This window comes from Bariatricus sp. HCP28S3_A7, assembly GCF_052066375.1.
Taxonomy (GTDB): Bacteria; Bacillota; Clostridia; order Lachnospirales; family Lachnospiraceae; genus Allocoprococcus.
Window position 1 is genome coordinate 1 of record NZ_JBQHSG010000019.1, and the last position, 15,090, is coordinate 15,090.

A 15,090-nucleotide genomic window follows, 5' to 3' on the forward strand; every position below is an offset into this window, starting at 1 on the left:
TTCATTTAGTAGCGCAAAATTTGAGGACTCTTTATTTCCTTATTCGGTATAGCGGAGGCGGCTGTCAATTCGACATAATTTTCTTGTGATACTTTACCGTACATGAGCATTTGCGCCCGATAGCGATAGGTAATCCTTTGAAGTTATCTCCGGATTTTCCCCCGCTCCACACCGTGCATGCGACTTTCACCGCACACGGCGCTCCATCGAATTCAGCCGTCCAGGGCTTTTAAACACAACTTACACACTTCGTTACAGCATTAAATTCAAAGAATAATAGGTGGCATTTCTGCCATAGTACGGAGTTTGTTAAGCTTTTCTATTTGTTTATTGTCAAGATTTAAGGATTTCAGGTACTTCTCAATCGTAGATTCTGAAGAAGCATGGATAAGGATATGAACCGCTTTGCTGACAAGAATAAGATTTGCGTATTCATCCGAACCGCCATTGCTAACCGGCACTTTATGGTGGCAGTGAATATCGTGGGAATCCATCGGAATTCCTGTCACTGCACATTTACCATACTGTGCCGCATACAAAGAAATACGGTTATCCGCATATTCAATGGTTCTGCCCTTTACAGGATTTCTCATCAGCCATAACATTGTCGCTGTGTCGATTGCAAGATTCTTATGAATCTGTTCCCGACCTTTGACCGTATATTTATTGATGGATTTCCTTTTATGCTGGGCATTCTTTGACTGGACATATCCCAGTGGAACCACCGGACGTCCATGAAGGAACCTCATCTGTCTGCTTGCTCCATATTTTTCTTTGATGAACCCATTTCTGAGTTGTCCCTTTTTGGATAAGTCGCCTTTCAGTCTGTTTCTGAGCTGTTTGTTGATACTGAAGGCAAGTCTGCTGAAGTCATGAGATACTTCTGTAGAAATACAATAGTATTCATGAAGTCCGGCAACTACAGAGTTATATTTCTGAAGCTGCATGAACTGAGCATTATCATCTGACGAATGAGCCAGTTTCTTTACTTCTTCCGAGACTTTTTCATGAGCCTTTTTGTATGCTTTATCGCTCATATGAGACCGAACTACATATTTCTTACCCTTTTTACGGACTTTCAGTTTGAACCCGAGAAAATCAGAATACTGTCTTTTGAGATTAACTACTTTGGATTTGTCAGGGCTGATTTCCAGCCCCAGCCTGTCCTTTAGCCATAACTCTGTTGCCTTGTATGCTCTGACAGCATCCTCATGTGTTGCGCAGAAAATTTTAAAATCATCTGCGTACCGAACTGCATGCATCTCTTTTAATCTGCTCCGGCGCAGAGCCCTGTAAGCGTGGCTCTTAATCTCTGTTCCCTGCGCATTGCTCCTCGTTTTGAATTTTGTTTTTGTTGGCATCTCCTCCCATTGTGAGGCAATCCACCAATCCAGCTCATTCAATACGATGTTTGCAAGCAATGGCGACAAAATACCGCCTTGCGGGGTACCCCGTGTGGGATATGTTTTCTCCCCATCTGGCAGAACAACAGGTGCTTTCAGCATCTCTTTTATAATGCATAACAGCTTTTTGTCCCGGATTCCCAATGCCCATATCTGACGAATCAGCTTTGTATGACTGATATTGTCAAAGAAGCCTTTAATATCGAGGTCAACCACATGGTACAGATGTTGTACCTGTATCAGCCTCATGCATTGCGCAATAGCAGTCTCAGCGGAACGGTTCGGGCGGAACCCGTTGGAGTTCTCACTGAATTTTGCTTCACATATCGGCTCCATGACCTGCAAAATACATTGCTGTACGATCCGATCCACGATAGTTGGAATTCCCAGAGGTCTGGTCTTTCCATTGGGCTTCCCTCCGTCCATGACTGCAATTTCATCTTCCGTCATAAGCTGCTTTCCCAATTTCTGATAGTTCAGCCCATGCGAAAGCTCCCGCCCCCTTGTTTCGGACGTGTTAAAGCTGTCTATCGTTTCTTTTCCTAAAATTTCCGATATTTCTTTAAGGGTGGTTTTCTCCTTGCCGCCCAAGAAAAGCGTGGTGTCGCAGTTGCCGACTATGGTATCGGCGTTGTCTTTGTAAATGGCTTTTAGCTGTGACTGGCTCTGCAAGATGATTGACGCGGATATTTCCCGGCTCCGTATCGTTGCAATGAGCTTTTCAAACTTTGGTATCTGCCCGATATTCGCAAATTCATCAAGTAAGCACCTAACATGGACGGGAAGCCGCCCGCCGTATTCATCATCTGCCTTGTCGCACAAGAGGTTGAATAGCTGTGTGTAAAGGATTGAAACGACAAAGTTAAAAGTGTCGTCGGTGTCGCTGATGATGACGAAAAGGGCGGTCTTTCTGTCGCCTATGGTGTCAAGCTCCATTTCGTCGGTTTCCATAAGCTCCCGCAGCTCCTTAATGTCGAATGGGGCTAACCTCGCGCCGCATGAGATAAGTATGCTTTTTGCGGTCTTGCCCGCCGCAAGTTTGTATTTTTTGTACTGCTTGACTGCAAAATGTTCCGGGTCTTTTTCTTCCAGACGTTCAAACATGAGGTCAACCGGGTTCTGGAAATCCTCGTCGTCCTCGCGGGCTTCCGACGCATTTATCATCTCAAGCAGCGTCGTGAAGTTCTTCTCGTCCTCCGGGGCTTCATACCAGATGTAGCCGATTAGCGCGGTGTAGTAGAGCTTTTCCGCTTTCACCCAGAAATCCTCGCCGGATTTTTCCCCGTCGCCTTTGGTGTTGGCGATAATGGTATTGACTAACTTCAAAATGTCCTTTTCGCTCCGCAGATAGGCAAAGGGATTGTATTTCATGGATTTTTTGAAGTTAATCGTATTTAGCACTTTGATACGGTATTTGTACCGCTGTAACATTTTCCCGGTTTCCAAAATCAGTGTTCCTTTCGGGTCAGTGACGATATACGACGTTGGAAAATCCTTTGACGTACATTGCATGAGCGACGGTTTCACAAAGAACCGGGTCTTGCCGCTGCCGGAACCGCCGATTACAAGGATATTTTTGTTTCTTGCGTATTTCGGCTGCTTCGGGCGGCTGTTCATGGTGAGCCGTTCCGTCTGCGTTAAGGGGATATTGTTCTCAAATACCGGGTCGGTGTACGGCTTTATGTCGTCAGCCCCGCCCCAACGCGCCGAACCGTATTCTGTCCCGCGGCGGTATTTCTTCGCGTTCTTGCCTTTGGTGTAGATAATCAGCCGGACAATGACCGCCCCCGCAATGCCTAAAGCTAAGTCTGCCGGGTGGAAGCTCGGCGCGATACTGGAAAAGGCGGCGGTAAAACCGTCCCCAAGATGTAGCAGCTTTGCGCTTGCGTCCGCGCCGGGGGAGAGCCGGACAGCCGCGCCCACTTTATCAAAGAGCCAGACAAAGAGCAGATACGGGAGATTTAGGATAAGCAGCTTCTTGATTTCCGGCTTCATAGCGATACCTCCCTGTCCTTGTTCTTGACCTTTGCCCGTTCCGCGTTTCTGCCCTGTGCAGCTTCTTTGAGGGTAGAGAGCAGCTTTCGGATTGAGGGCTTTTTCTCCTGTGTCAGCTTTTTTGCGGAAAATTCCTTAAAGGCTGCGGTCAGTACGTCCGCGTCCCGCCCCTTGAAGAAAACCAGATAGCGGGGCGGGCTTTCCGTCGCGTCCTTTTTCAGCGCAAAGTCGATACCGTACTTTTTCGCCGTACTCTCAAAGGCTTTGATATTGCCCTCGGTAATCTCAATGTTGGAAACGCCCGCGTTCTGCTTCATAAGCTGCTTTAAGCTCTGCTTGCCCTGTGGCGGTTTTGCAAGCTGCTTTTTGCCCTTTGACAGTATGGCTTTCATTGCCTTTTGGAGCGTCTGCGCGGTCAGCTTCCCGGTCTTGATGTAAAGGGCTATGGTCTTTTCGTTTACTTCGTCCTGCAATTTGTCGCGTCCTCCTTTCGCGTTTCTTTATGGGGCGGCGGTCAGATACGCACCCGCAGCCCGTTCAAGTCCTCGGCTCTGATACCCACAAGATACCAGTTGTCGCCGTACTCAATCCGGGTCGGCTTCCACTTGCCCCGCACGAATACGTCAAAGCACTCGCCGCAATGCAAGCCCCCGTAGTAGCTGTTTAAGTCAAAGCGGATGTCGTAACGGTCGGTGCGCTCGTCAAATACCAATGCTCCTGTCATTTTCTGTGCCATAATAAAATCCTCCTTTTGTGGTTGTGGGTGGTTACAGGCTTTCGCCCTCATTGCATGAATAATAGTCCGGGTCGCCGTACTGCGGCTTTTTCGGTGACAGTGCGCCGCTTGCCATGTCATGGGCGACAAGGGAAGTGTAGTAGTTGCCGATTGTGGACGGGGCGTTGAAAAGGGCGGCTTTCAGATATTGCTTGATGTTGCGGATTTTGGTTGTGTTCTCCCGCATACAGTCAAGCACAAAGCGGATATGCTCGCCGTCTAGTTTCATAAACTTTGACTTCACAAGCTCTGCCGGGTAGTCGTCCCCCGCAATCCGTACCCGCTTTCTGGCGGTGCATACGGTTTCAAGCATGAGGTCTACAATCTCGTCCAGCCTGTCACTGTCAAACTTCATGTCCTGTTTGAGAATGTGGTAGTCGATATTGTCCTTGATGATTTCCCGGTATATATCAACTGCGCTCTGTGCTGCCGCTTCCGTTCCTTTCCGTTCCGGCGGCGCAGCCGCTTCTCTGCAAGGAGAGGGGTTAGGGGAAAGGATAGGAATGGAATGGGTACTTGATAAATCTGTATTTGATTTTTCTTTTTTTGGTAAGTCAGTTCTTTGTATATCTTTATTTAATTGCGTTGGATTTTCCAACGTAGGTTTTTCCAATGTTGGTTTTTCCTGCATTGGATTATCCAATGTTGGATTTTCCAATGTAGGTAAATCCGGCGTAGGCGGCTGCGGCTGCTCGAATATCACATAGTCCGCGCCCCGCAAGCGTCCTTTCTCGTCGCGCTCCCTTGAACGGACGATATACCCGGCGCGTTCAAGTTCCTTAATGGCTTCGCGGATAGCGTCTATCTTCTCCCGGTTGATAAGGGATAAGCCTTTCAAGGTGTAGTCCCAATCTTCGGGGAGTGACAGCATTTGCGACAACAGCCCCTTTGCCTTTAGGGAAAGCTCCTTGTTGCGTAGGTGGTGGTTGCTCATTACGGTATAGCCCTTGTTTCGTTCCACTCTGAAAACTGCCATAGTTCATAGCTCCTTTGCTTTGGATTTGTTACGCAGTAGAAGCGCGGTTTCGGGGGATAAGGTATAAATCCCTTTCCGCGCCAGATACGCGCCCGGAAAACCGCTTGTAGCAAGGCTTTTTCTGCCCCTACTGCGTAACAAAGGGCATGAAAAAAGCGGCGTTCCTGTTCTCCCATGTAGAGAGTAAGAAACGCCGCTTCTGCGTCGTATTCAGTTTTTAGTACAATACCCTGCTTGTCCGTCGCTCGAAAAACCTTGATTTTCCAGTGTTTTCAAAAGTATCGTTATCTAACGTCAGCTTTCCAAAGACCAAGTTTCCAGAATATGATAAAAGACATTGAAAGCGGTCTGATAAACTGCGTGATTACGAAAGATTTATCCCGTCTGGGGAGAAACTATCTTGATTGTGGGTTATATCTGGAAGTTTTCTTCCCAGAGCATAACGTGAGGTATATAGCGGTCAATGACGGCGTAGATACCTTGAATAAATCTGCTATGGACATCACGCCTTTCCGCAACATTTTAAACGAAATGTATGCCGCTGACATATCTGTTAAGATAAAATCGGCATATCGGGCGAGGTTTCAACAGGGGAAATTCATGGGAACTACCGCCCCTTATGGCTATATCAAAGACCCTGCCGACCACAACCATCTGCTGATAGATGATAAAGTGGCACATGTTGTAAAAGAGATATTCGACCTTGCATTAAAAGGGAATGGAGTTGCCAAAATTTGCAGACATCTTAATAAACAGCATATCCTACGCCCTGCCGCTTATGCGGCGGAGCGTGGCGAAACAGGCTTTGAACGTCATTTTGAGGGGAACGAGGACAAACGCTATATTTGGAGTGGGAACAGCGTGAGGAGCATTTTAAGAAGCCCGATATATGCGGGAAATCTTGTAGGCTACAAACGGATTGCCGCCAATATGAAAAGCAAGAAACGCCCCTCTAAGCTGCCCGAAGAATGGGAAGTGATACCCAATACCCATGAGGGAATAGTCACGCAGGAGGAATTTGATATTGTCCAACAGCTTATTACAAGTCGTAGGCTTCCACAGAACAAGGGAGGATTTGTAAATATTTTTGCAGGCGTTATCAAGTGTGTGGACTGCGGATGTGCTCTGCGGGCAATGAACGTACACAGGAGGAAACGCCCAGAGATTATCGACTGTGTACAGTATTCATGTAATAATTATGCAAGAAACGGAAGAAGCGAGTGTAGTGCCCACAATATAGAAGCAAGGGATTTATTCAATGCCGTTCTTGCCGACATCAACTGTTTTGCGGATATGGCAGTGAATGATGAAAAGGCGGTCAGGGCCATAGAAAAGCGGCTCACGGAAACAGACCAGAGCAGGGCGAAAGCATTAGAGAAAGAACGTAAGAAGCTGAACAAACGCCTTGCGGAACTGGACAGGCTGTTTTCCTCTCTCTACGAGGATAAGGTCATGGAGCGTATTACCGAGCGGAATTTTGAGATGATGTCGGGGAAATACCAGAAAGAGCAGCTTGAAATTGAAGCAAGGCTGAAAGAGGTGACGGAAACTCTTAATGAAAGCTACGAGAAATCACGGGGAATCCGTGACTTCCTCGCCCTTATCCGAAATTATCAAGGCTTGCATGATTGTGAACGTCCATGGACTATGTGGAGAAAGGTAGCAATATGGACACAGGCAATATATAATGCATTTAACGATAATATCTGTGAGTATGACGATGAAGTATTACGTTCTAAGGAAAAAGAAATCATAGACCGTATTGCAGTGGTCAATGTGAAAAAAAGCAATGGCGGAAGCGAATCTGAATATGAAGATTTGAAAAAATACGCACTTGAAGACAGGCTGGAAATAAAGCGTGAATTGGAAATTATACAACCGGATATCATTGTATGTGGGAATAATCTCAGTCTATTGAAACTTGTATTAGGGGAAGAATTACAGAATGATGATACATGGGATAATATGTTGGCGCTTTGGAAGGATACATTGGTGCTTGATTATTATCACCCTGCTGTGCATTATCCTAATCGGGTTAATTATTATGCTTTAATGGCAATTTGCGATGTGGCAAGAAAAAAATATGGTACGCCAGTATGGTCAGAACAAAATGAAAAATATTAGAGAAATTAGTGTCGGTGCAATATTGTACCGGCATTTTTATTTTCTGAAAGTGTCGCCCAAACAGCGACCATATGAAGATGCCTTTTAATTATACTCATATTGTAACAGAGAAAGAGAGGTGCCGGAGTAATCCGGGAATTGGAGGCATATATGTACGGAGCAATTTTAGGAGATATTATAGGAAGTCCGTTTGAGTTTGACAGAGGTGATAAAACAAAGAATTTTGATTTGTTTAGTGAAGGCTGTGGCTTTACAGATGATTCTGTTATGACAATAGCAGTTGGAGAAGCTCTCCTGGCAGTCGGACCGGAAGCAGCAGTAAAGAAAATTGAAGATGCGGTAGCATCCAATATGCAGGATTGGGGAAAAAGATATCCACATGCAGGCTATGGTGGAAGCTTCAGACATTGGCTTAAAGAAAATAATCCGAAGCCATACGGAAGCTATGGAAATGGTTCAGCCATGAGAGTGTCAGCAGTAGGCTGGCTTTATGATTCGATGGAAAGAACCAGAGAGGTAGCTAGAGCTACAGCGAATGTGACACATAATCATCCAGAAGGTATAAAGGGTGCAGAGTCAACTGCAAGTGCAATATATATGGCAAGGAATGGATCTTCAAAAGAAGAAATCAAAACTTATATCGAGAGGGAATTTCATTATGATCTGAGTAGAACATTGGATAATATCCGAACCTACTACCATCATGTTGAAAGCTGTCAGGAAACAGTACCAGAGGCAATCATCGCATTTCTGGAATCCAAAGATTTTGAGGATGCCATACGGAATGCAGTATCACTTGGTGGAGATACGGATACGCTTGGTGCTATTACAGGAAGTATTGCAGAAGCATTTTATGGGATCCCAGCTGTGCTGATTGCAGAGTGTAAAAGCCGGATTGATAAGGGACTGATGACGGATGTTCTTGATGAATTTGATCATGTACTTGGCAGGAGCGTGGATACTTATTCAGATGAAGTGGATGAGACACAGGCAAATCAGATGATTGAGGCAGCAATCGACCAGTATTATATTCAGCAGGATAAAAATGGAATGCTGTTATTTATGGAAGTTATGGTAACAAGAATGCAGCAGGCAGGAGAAGTTATTGTTCCATATATCACGGAAAATCCTTTTATGTCGGAAGAACAGATAAGTAAAGTAAAGGCTGGTGACACGATTTCGCTTGACCATGATGTAAGACTTAAAATAGAGACTGTAAAAGATTCTGATGAAAAAGAATGGATTGGAGTATTTACATCTTCTGAAGAGATGCATAAGGGTTCTGCTGGAAATGTGCAGATGAATCAGTCTATTGAATCAATACTTCGTCTGGCACTTAATTGGGAACAGGTGAATGGAATTGTGATTAATCCGTTTGGTAAGTATATTCAGATGACAAAGAAGATGATAGAGCTTTTAATCAATGGGTATGAATATAATGAGAATGAAAGGAAGAGCAAAGATGATGAGAACAATTAAAGTTACAGGAAAAGGGAAAATAGCAGTAAAGCCGGATAAAATCCGGTTATATGTCAACAAGGAAGAACTTTGCAAAGAATATGAAGATACTCTCCGAAGGTCAACAGAAGATACAGAGCTTCTCAAGGATTTGTTTGAGAAACTTGGTTTTCAGAGAAAAGACCTTAAAACAGTATATTTTAATGTCGATACAGAATATGAAAGCTATTAGGACAGAGATAAGAGCTGGAAGCGAAGATTTAAAGGTTATAAGTATAATCACCATATGAAAATAGAGTTTGCAGCTGATAATAAAAGATTAGGGCAAGTCCTTTACGCTTTGGCTCATAGCTCATTAAGGCCAGAGTTTTCTATTGAGTATACAGTGGCAGATGTAGAAAAATGTAAAAATGAGCTGTTACATAAAGCAATCGAGGATTCCATTCAAAAGGCACAGGTGCTTACAACAGCAGCAAATGTGAAATTGGGTGAAATACAGGCAATTGATTATTCTTGGGGAGAGATAGATTTTGTAACAAAGCCATTGAATGAAATGAGATTAATGGAGTGTACGGAATGTGAAATGAGTGCACCGGGAGCATATGATATAGATATTGAGGCAGACGATATTAATGTTATTGATACGGCAACTGTAATATGGGAAATTGCATAAAGAGGAAGATATAAATAGATTAGACGAAAAGCAAGAGGCACCGTTAAAGTAGGTACCTCCTTCTTTTTAGAGAGTTAGCTCTTTTTCTGATATGGGAATTTGCATCTCCGGAGCATTAAGTAGTGCTGTGAAATTCTGTCTAATGATATTCAGTGTCTTCTGCTTTTTCTGCAATTCTTGTTTTTCCCGGACAGTAGCAGCTTGTTCAGATTCAAGATTTTCTATCCTCTTCTGGATTTTATTAGAGCTTGGGATTTTGGTAACACCGAGATCCTGAAGCTCTTTTTTTAGTGAATCGTGCAGTTGGTATTCTGCTTGATGTTTGGTTCGGTATGCTTTTGGATTTTTAGCAGATTTGCAATCTTCAATCACTTTTCGGCAGAGACGGTAAGAATCACAGTGTTTTTGAATGATTTTCTGTGTGCTCAGCTCACTGTTGATTTGCGTTATTCTTTGATCAGCCGCTTTAACAGAAGCATCAACATCAGAAACATGCTGTTGGAAATCTTCATAATTCAGCAGGTTATTTTCGGAAAGATAGTTGAAGGTGCGTGCCGCTTCTTTCAGGTTATTTAGTTTTGCCCATCGTTCAAATCCTTCTCGATTGCCGGTCGTAACATAAGTGGAGATATTGATATACAGGCGAGCTTCTCTGGACAGATGCCTTGGAGCTTTTATTTTGTTACGGTTTTTTGCCAAACGGATGCGGACATTTTCTTCTGAATAATAGCTTCCAAGAGATTTCATATAAGTGAAGTTTTTCTGTTCCGGTGCACAGAAGGACAGGTGTTTTCCCTGTCGGACTTCATATCCGGCTAACTGCATTTTTTGTAAAAATTCCTCATAGTTGATGGAAGTCCAGATTGCTTTATCAACTGCAACACGTAGCTTGGCTTTCCAGCTGGTGCCACGATGATATTCCATGTTCTCCTTATAACTTTTGCCTTTTTCTCCGGTTGGCATACTGGTGGCAAGTCCATTTTCATGGCAGATACGATTACTGATCCGGCAGATTTTATGGTAGCTCCGCTTATTGGAAACATACTTGTGATGATCAACAAAACTTGCTGCATTAAAGATGATGTGGTTATGGATATGATTTTTATCAACATGGGTGCTTATCACATATTCATATTTTCCTTTCAGTACTTCGTTTGCAAATTGTTGCCCTAAGCGATGGGCAGTTTCGGCATCAACTTCTCCAGGTTTAAATGACTGGATCAGATGAAATGCCAGGTTATCACCTTTGTCCATTCCATTCTTTTTTGCCATTTCTCTTGTCATAGAAAATTCAAGATCTGCAGTTTCCGGGGAACAGCCAAAACTGGAAACTAACAGTTTTTCATCTGTTTTATCTGGATTCGTGATGTAGTCCAGAGCTTTCTTGTCTGTTACTTTAATTGGGAAGATCTTAAGATACGCCATAATTCTTTCACCATCTCTTTTAATTCTTGCTTTTCTTCCGGATACAGATCACCGGTGCTGTTTACTTTTTTGGCAATCTGATTAATATTCACACCGATCTTATGCATTTCCTCATACTGTTTCTTCAGTGGAGTGGTATCGGTGTTGACGATGTAACCGTCGATTGCCATTTTACGAAGATAAGCTCCCATATTTTTTGTCTTTGATTCAATCATCTTTCTACGAATAAGCTTTTTTTCTTCTGGGGAAACACAAAACAAAATCTGTATATTTCTTTTTCTCTTTGCCATAGGCAGATTCTCCTTTCTTTGGTTCTTCGAAGTAGTGACTTCTGTGTTTTTAATTTAGGGCAGGGTTCCCTAAATTGCTGGTTTTCCGGAAGTGTATATACACTTCCTGTCCTTGCTATTTACCGGTGGCACAGCCGCCGGAAGAGAGTCTTAAAAAAGAACCCTCTATAAATAAGGTACTGAGAGAAGAAAAAGAGGACATCGAAGCTCAGAAGTATGACGCAAGCATGATTCTGTGGTATAGTAAAATCTGAATGAAAAAGAAGAAAAGAGGTCAAACCGATGTCACGGAAAAACCATAAGATGATAGATGGGAGATTACTGCAAACGAATAAGAAGTATTCCCAGTTAAAAATGAAGCAGAAAGAAAAGATTGCGGAATGGATGTTTCAGGCAACCAGAGATTATTATATGAAAAAATGTACTTTTCCGAGTGACAAACATCTGGAAGAAGTGGTGGATTCTGTTTATGAAAAAATTGAAGATGCAGAAATCTGGATTCCGTATGGAGAGGTCTTCAAGCATTATAAATCCAAACGATCGGATATCAACAAACGTGTCAGAAAATCTCTGAATGAAAAAGAAGAGAGTCAGATTGAGAAGGTCTGTTTTATGAATATGTGTATGATTCAGGATCATAAAGGGAATGTACTGGCTCTGGATAAAGTAAATGATAGCTATACCGGTACAACTTTTCCAGGCGGTCACGTAGAAGCAAATGAGATTTTTCAGAAATCTATGATTCGGGAAGTCTGGGAAGAAACAGGACTTACGGTTGAAGCACCGAAGCTTGGAGGATTATATCATTGGCATAAGAGCGGAGTGCACTATGTTATTACCTTGTATAAAGCGGATAAGTTTACCGGAGAATTAAAGAGTTCTGAGGAAGGAAGAGTTTATTGGATTCCGCTGGAAGAGTTAAAAACAAAAGAACTTGCTACAGGTATGGAACACGTTTTGCGGATTCTGGAATCAGAGAAGGTGGACGAGTGCTATATGCATCTGGAAGCAGATGGATATGTGGGAGACTTGTATTAAAGAATTACATGAGAAATGGCTGCCTGCTCATTGGAGAAAAGACAGCCATTCTTTATAAGATACATCATTCATCTATTCTGTTTTTTGCGGTTCGTTTTTGGAAGTGAAATTAATATATTTGGCACGTTGTAAAATTGAAATAACTGCATCAATGCTTTCAGGATTGGAGAAGCTCATGATAAAAGGTTCTTCTTTAAATTCCATGGGTTCGAACCCAGGATTCTGATCTGGATTCTTGAGTATATGGATGGGACGTGCACTCTGATTATAAAATGCCAGTTGTGCGGAATCTGTAGTGTTACCGATGACACCAATGCCTACATCCCCTTTTCCAAAGTCTATTCTATGTTTATTTAAGTTGATCATTTTCAAAAATCTCCTTTTTCAAAAATAGCATATTTAGTAATTTTCTATTATTCCCGAAGTAGGGATATCTTTTAAAAAGTCACTGTTGGAAGTAATCGGAGAATCTACAATCTGAACACCGCTACGTTTCATCATTCGGAATTTGAAATCAAGAAGTTCCGGTGGAACTTTCAGTTCAGCTGCAGCCTGGAAAAATGACATATCAGCGTTAAGCATCTCCAGGACATCTTCATCCTCCAGAAGATAATCAGCGGCAAAGCAATTCGCTTCATATTCACATTGTGATACTCCATCGAATAATTCAAAATCATGAAAACACTTGATCTGAAGGGTTTTCTGATGAAGGAGTGCGTGCCCAATCTCGTGGATCAGGATAATCTGCTGTATGATTTCCGGCAGATCGCTGTTAATGACGATGCAGGTCTTTCGACATTCCCGCATACAGAAGCCTTTACAACAGTTTGGATCAGTTCCAAGCGGAAGCTTCTTAACAATAATATGCATAGCGGCTGCAAGGCGGTACGGATCACTTTCCTGATATTTTGTTTTTACTTTATTAACAGTGTCTCTTATACATTTTGAACTCATAAAAACACCTCGATATTTCATAAGATAGTTTGCTACAAGTATAGAGTAGCAAAAGTGCTGTACGAAAATACGGACACCTATGAATCACTTTCCGTTTCAGTGTTTTTCTTTTTCCGTCCAAATGTCTTTTTAGCTTCCATCTTACAGGAAAGATATGCTTTGGTTACAGCTTGATAGAAAGCATCTTTTGCTTCTTCGTCAAGTTCGCCACCAGCGAAAAGAGCACGGTTGGCTTCGAGAATCTCATTGATGTCCTTGGCTCCTTTTTCACCAAGCTGTCCATTGACTTCATCAATATAATCCATTTTTTCAATTCCATAAGAAGGATCTGTAATCTCGTCATGTTTTAAATAATCATAAGAGACATTTAATGCATGAGCGAGCTTTCTCATAGTAGAGATTCGTGCGATGGTGCCGGAACTTTCATAAGCTGCGATTGCACGCTGTGATACGCCGACCAGTTCTGCAAGTTCTTTCTGCGTCAGATGATTCTGTTCTCGTTGAAATTTAATCTTGTCTGAAAAATTCATAGTGGGATCCTTTCCAAGTTTTTGAAATCGTAACTTCATCAACTTTATAAAAACTATTGACAGAGTTCATTATCACGTATAAAATACAAACAAATGTTCGTGAAGTTAGTAGAAATTATAATTCAAAAACTTCACAAAGTCAATATGAAGCAAAGAAGTTTTATTACGATTTTTAGACTGGTAGGTGAATGTTATGAGCAGGACAATTCTTCATTCAGATATGAATTGCTTTTACGCAAGTGTCGAGATGTTGCATCATCCGGAACTTGCCGGAAAGCCGATGGCAGTTGGGGGCGATCCGGAAGCAAGACATGGAATTGTGCTGACTGCGAATTATATTGCAAAGCGAGCCGGAGTAAAAACAGGTATGGCATTGTGGCAGGCAAGGCAGGTTTGCCCGGAAATAATTTTTGTACCGCCTCGCATGGATCTTTATTTGAGGTTTTCCAGAATGGCACAGGAGATTTACAGTGAATACACAGATCAGAGAGAACCATTTGGGATTGATGAAAGCTGGCTGGATGTAACTGCCAGCACTTCTGTCAAGGGAGACGGAATGAAGATTGCAAAAGAGATCAGCAGTCGGATTAAATATGAACTAGGTGTTACCGTAAGTATTGGTGTTTCCTGGAATAAGATATTTGCAAAGCTCGGTTCTGATTATAAAAAGCCAGATGCCATTACAGAGTTTTCCAAAGACAATTACAAGGATATTGCATGGAAACTTCCAGTAGGAGATTTACTTATGGTCGGACGAAGTACTGAACGGACGATGAAGAAACTTGGCATTTGTACGATTGGAGATTTGGCAGGAGCAGAATCTTCTATATTAGAAACATATCTTGGAAAGATGGGATTGGTACTTCATACCTTTGCAAATGGATGGGATGAAACTCCAGTTTCGGTAGAAGGATATAAAGCACCAATCAAGTCTATCGGGAACAGCACAACAACGCCAAGAGATCTTGTTAGTGAATTGGATGTCAAGATTATTTTGATGGCTCTTTCAGAGAGTGTAGGAGCCAGGCTGCGTGAAAATGGTTTTCAATGCAGGACAGTAGAAATCTCGATTCGGGATAATGGTCTGTATCATTTCACGAGACAGTGCAAGCTGGACAGGGCAAGTAATCTTACAGAAGAAATTGCCAGAACTGCATTTGAGTTATTTCAGAAAAATTATAACTGGGAACATCCGATTCGTAGTCTTGGTGTTCGAGGATGTGATCTGGTATCAGAAGAGATGCCTTATCAGCTTGATTTATTTATGGATGAAACAAAAAGAGAAAAAATCAAAAAGATGGACCAGGTGGTAGATGAGATCCGTGGAAGGTTTGGCTATCAGAGTATTCAGAGAGCATTTATGTATCAGGATAAGATACTGGCACAGCTGAATGCTAAGGAACATACGGTTCATCCACAAGCATATTTTCATGGATAGGAGAGAGCAGG

The 15,090-nt window shown here is 42.6% G+C and carries 12 protein-coding genes and 3 pseudogenes; 5 read left to right on the forward strand and 10 right to left on the reverse strand.

Annotated elements, in window-relative coordinates; translation table 11 throughout:
• Positions 1-266: 266 nt before the first annotated feature.
• The 5 genes and pseudogenes from ltrA to ACTNA4_RS11740 all read right to left on the reverse strand — a co-directional run bounded on the left by ltrA (position 267) and on the right by ACTNA4_RS11740 (position 5,149).
• Complete coding sequence (ltrA, locus tag ACTNA4_RS11720) at positions 267-1,829, reverse strand: group II intron reverse transcriptase/maturase (protein WP_441030246.1); 1,563 nt, start codon at positions 1,827-1,829, stop codon at positions 267-269.
• Positions 1,815-3,398, reverse strand: a pseudogene (locus ACTNA4_RS11725) (VirD4-like conjugal transfer protein, CD1115 family); the annotation flags it as partial. The pseudogene ACTNA4_RS11725 and the gene ltrA, both read right to left, overlap by 15 nt.
• The gene (locus tag ACTNA4_RS11730; RefSeq protein WP_007037035.1) at positions 3,395-3,871 is read right to left on the reverse strand and encodes a PcfB family protein; all 477 of its coding nucleotides are present in this window, start codon (positions 3,869-3,871) and stop codon (positions 3,395-3,397) included. The pseudogene ACTNA4_RS11725 and the gene ACTNA4_RS11730, both read right to left, overlap by 4 nt.
• Positions 3,872-3,912: 41 nt before the next feature.
• Entirely contained in the window at positions 3,913-4,134 is a 222-nt protein-coding gene (locus ACTNA4_RS11735) for a DUF5348 domain-containing protein (RefSeq protein ID WP_002569164.1), read from the reverse strand.
• A 31-nt stretch (positions 4,135-4,165) separates the two neighbouring features.
• On the reverse strand, positions 4,166-5,149 hold the full coding sequence (locus ACTNA4_RS11740; protein ID WP_007037034.1) for a DUF6017 domain-containing protein: 984 nt from the start codon (positions 5,147-5,149) through the stop codon (positions 4,166-4,168).
• A 285-nt stretch (positions 5,150-5,434) separates the two neighbouring features.
• Between ACTNA4_RS11740 and ACTNA4_RS11745 the strand changes: the two are divergent.
• The 3 genes and pseudogenes from ACTNA4_RS11745 to ACTNA4_RS11755 all read left to right on the forward strand — a co-directional run.
• A pseudogene (locus ACTNA4_RS11745) lies at positions 5,435-6,784 on the forward strand (recombinase family protein); the annotation flags it as partial.
• Between the two features lie 639 nt (positions 6,785-7,423).
• Positions 7,424-8,752 (forward strand): ADP-ribosylglycohydrolase family protein, encoded by a 1,329-nt coding sequence (locus ACTNA4_RS11750; protein ID WP_114001571.1) that lies wholly within the window; start codon positions 7,424-7,426, stop codon positions 8,750-8,752.
• Positions 8,739-9,404 (forward strand): annotated as a pseudogene (locus tag ACTNA4_RS11755) (SIMPL domain-containing protein). Before ACTNA4_RS11750 ends, ACTNA4_RS11755 begins: the two are co-directional and overlap by 14 nt.
• 66 nt (positions 9,405-9,470) lie before the next feature.
• Here the strand turns inward: ACTNA4_RS11755 and ACTNA4_RS11760 are convergent.
• On the reverse strand, positions 9,471-10,829 hold the full coding sequence (locus ACTNA4_RS11760; RefSeq protein ID WP_114001569.1) for a relaxase/mobilization nuclease domain-containing protein: 1,359 nt from the start codon (positions 10,827-10,829) through the stop codon (positions 9,471-9,473).
• The gene (locus tag ACTNA4_RS11765) at positions 10,796-11,119 is read right to left on the reverse strand and encodes a MobC family plasmid mobilization relaxosome protein (RefSeq protein ID WP_026650133.1); all 324 of its coding nucleotides are present in this window, start codon (positions 11,117-11,119) and stop codon (positions 10,796-10,798) included. The genes ACTNA4_RS11760 and ACTNA4_RS11765 overlap by 34 nt, the downstream gene beginning before the upstream one ends.
• A 282-nt stretch (positions 11,120-11,401) precedes the next feature.
• Here ACTNA4_RS11765 and ACTNA4_RS11770 point away from each other — a divergent pair, with 282 nt between their 5' ends.
• Positions 11,402-12,157 carry an 8-oxo-dGTP diphosphatase gene (locus ACTNA4_RS11770; RefSeq protein WP_049946956.1) on the forward strand — a complete coding sequence of 252 codons (756 nt, stop codon included), beginning with the start codon at positions 11,402-11,404 and terminating at the stop codon, positions 12,155-12,157.
• Between the two features lie 72 nt (positions 12,158-12,229).
• On the opposite strand, the gene ACTNA4_RS11775 is transcribed toward ACTNA4_RS11770, so the two are convergent.
• From ACTNA4_RS11775 to ACTNA4_RS11785, 3 genes are all read right to left on the reverse strand, one after another.
• Positions 12,230-12,523, reverse strand: coding sequence for a hypothetical protein (locus ACTNA4_RS11775; RefSeq protein WP_026650130.1), 294 nt, complete (start codon positions 12,521-12,523; stop codon positions 12,230-12,232).
• 33 nt (positions 12,524-12,556) lie between these two features.
• Complete coding sequence (locus tag ACTNA4_RS11780; protein WP_055182584.1) at positions 12,557-13,111, reverse strand: ImmA/IrrE family metallo-endopeptidase; 555 nt, start codon at positions 13,109-13,111, stop codon at positions 12,557-12,559.
• A gap of 77 nt (positions 13,112-13,188) precedes the next feature.
• Complete coding sequence (locus ACTNA4_RS11785; RefSeq protein ID WP_095906919.1) at positions 13,189-13,641, reverse strand: helix-turn-helix domain-containing protein; 453 nt, start codon at positions 13,639-13,641, stop codon at positions 13,189-13,191.
• Positions 13,642-13,834: 193 nt separating this feature from the next.
• Between ACTNA4_RS11785 and dinB the strand changes: the two genes are divergently transcribed.
• Positions 13,835-15,079, forward strand: a complete 1,245-nt coding sequence (gene dinB, locus ACTNA4_RS11790; RefSeq protein ID WP_095906918.1) for a DNA polymerase IV — start codon at positions 13,835-13,837, stop codon at positions 15,077-15,079.
• Positions 15,080-15,090: the final 11 nt, after the last annotated feature.

Coding starts and splice junctions, on each gene's coding strand:
- ltrA (WP_441030246.1), bottom strand. CDS start 1,829: ATGGACGGAGGGAAGCCCAATGGAAAGACCAGACCTCTGGGAATTCCA.
- ACTNA4_RS11735 (WP_002569164.1), bottom strand. CDS start 4,134: ATGGCACAGAAAATGACAGGAGCATTGGTATTTGACGAGCGCACCGAC.
- ACTNA4_RS11740 (WP_007037034.1), bottom strand. CDS start 5,149: ATGGCAGTTTTCAGAGTGGAACGAAACAAGGGCTATACCGTAATGAGC.
- ACTNA4_RS11750 (WP_114001571.1), top strand. CDS start 7,424: ATGTACGGAGCAATTTTAGGAGATATTATAGGAAGTCCGTTTGAGTTT.
- ACTNA4_RS11760 (WP_114001569.1), bottom strand. CDS start 10,829: ATGGCGTATCTTAAGATCTTCCCAATTAAAGTAACAGACAAGAAAGCT.
- ACTNA4_RS11765 (WP_026650133.1), bottom strand. CDS start 11,119: ATGGCAAAGAGAAAAAGAAATATACAGATTTTGTTTTGTGTTTCCCCA.
- ACTNA4_RS11770 (WP_049946956.1), top strand. CDS start 11,402: ATGTCACGGAAAAACCATAAGATGATAGATGGGAGATTACTGCAAACG.
- ACTNA4_RS11775 (WP_026650130.1), bottom strand. CDS start 12,523: ATGATCAACTTAAATAAACATAGAATAGACTTTGGAAAAGGGGATGTA.
- ACTNA4_RS11780 (WP_055182584.1), bottom strand. CDS start 13,111: ATGAGTTCAAAATGTATAAGAGACACTGTTAATAAAGTAAAAACAAAA.
- ACTNA4_RS11785 (WP_095906919.1), bottom strand. CDS start 13,641: ATGAATTTTTCAGACAAGATTAAATTTCAACGAGAACAGAATCATCTG.
- dinB (WP_095906918.1), top strand. CDS start 13,835: ATGAGCAGGACAATTCTTCATTCAGATATGAATTGCTTTTACGCAAGT.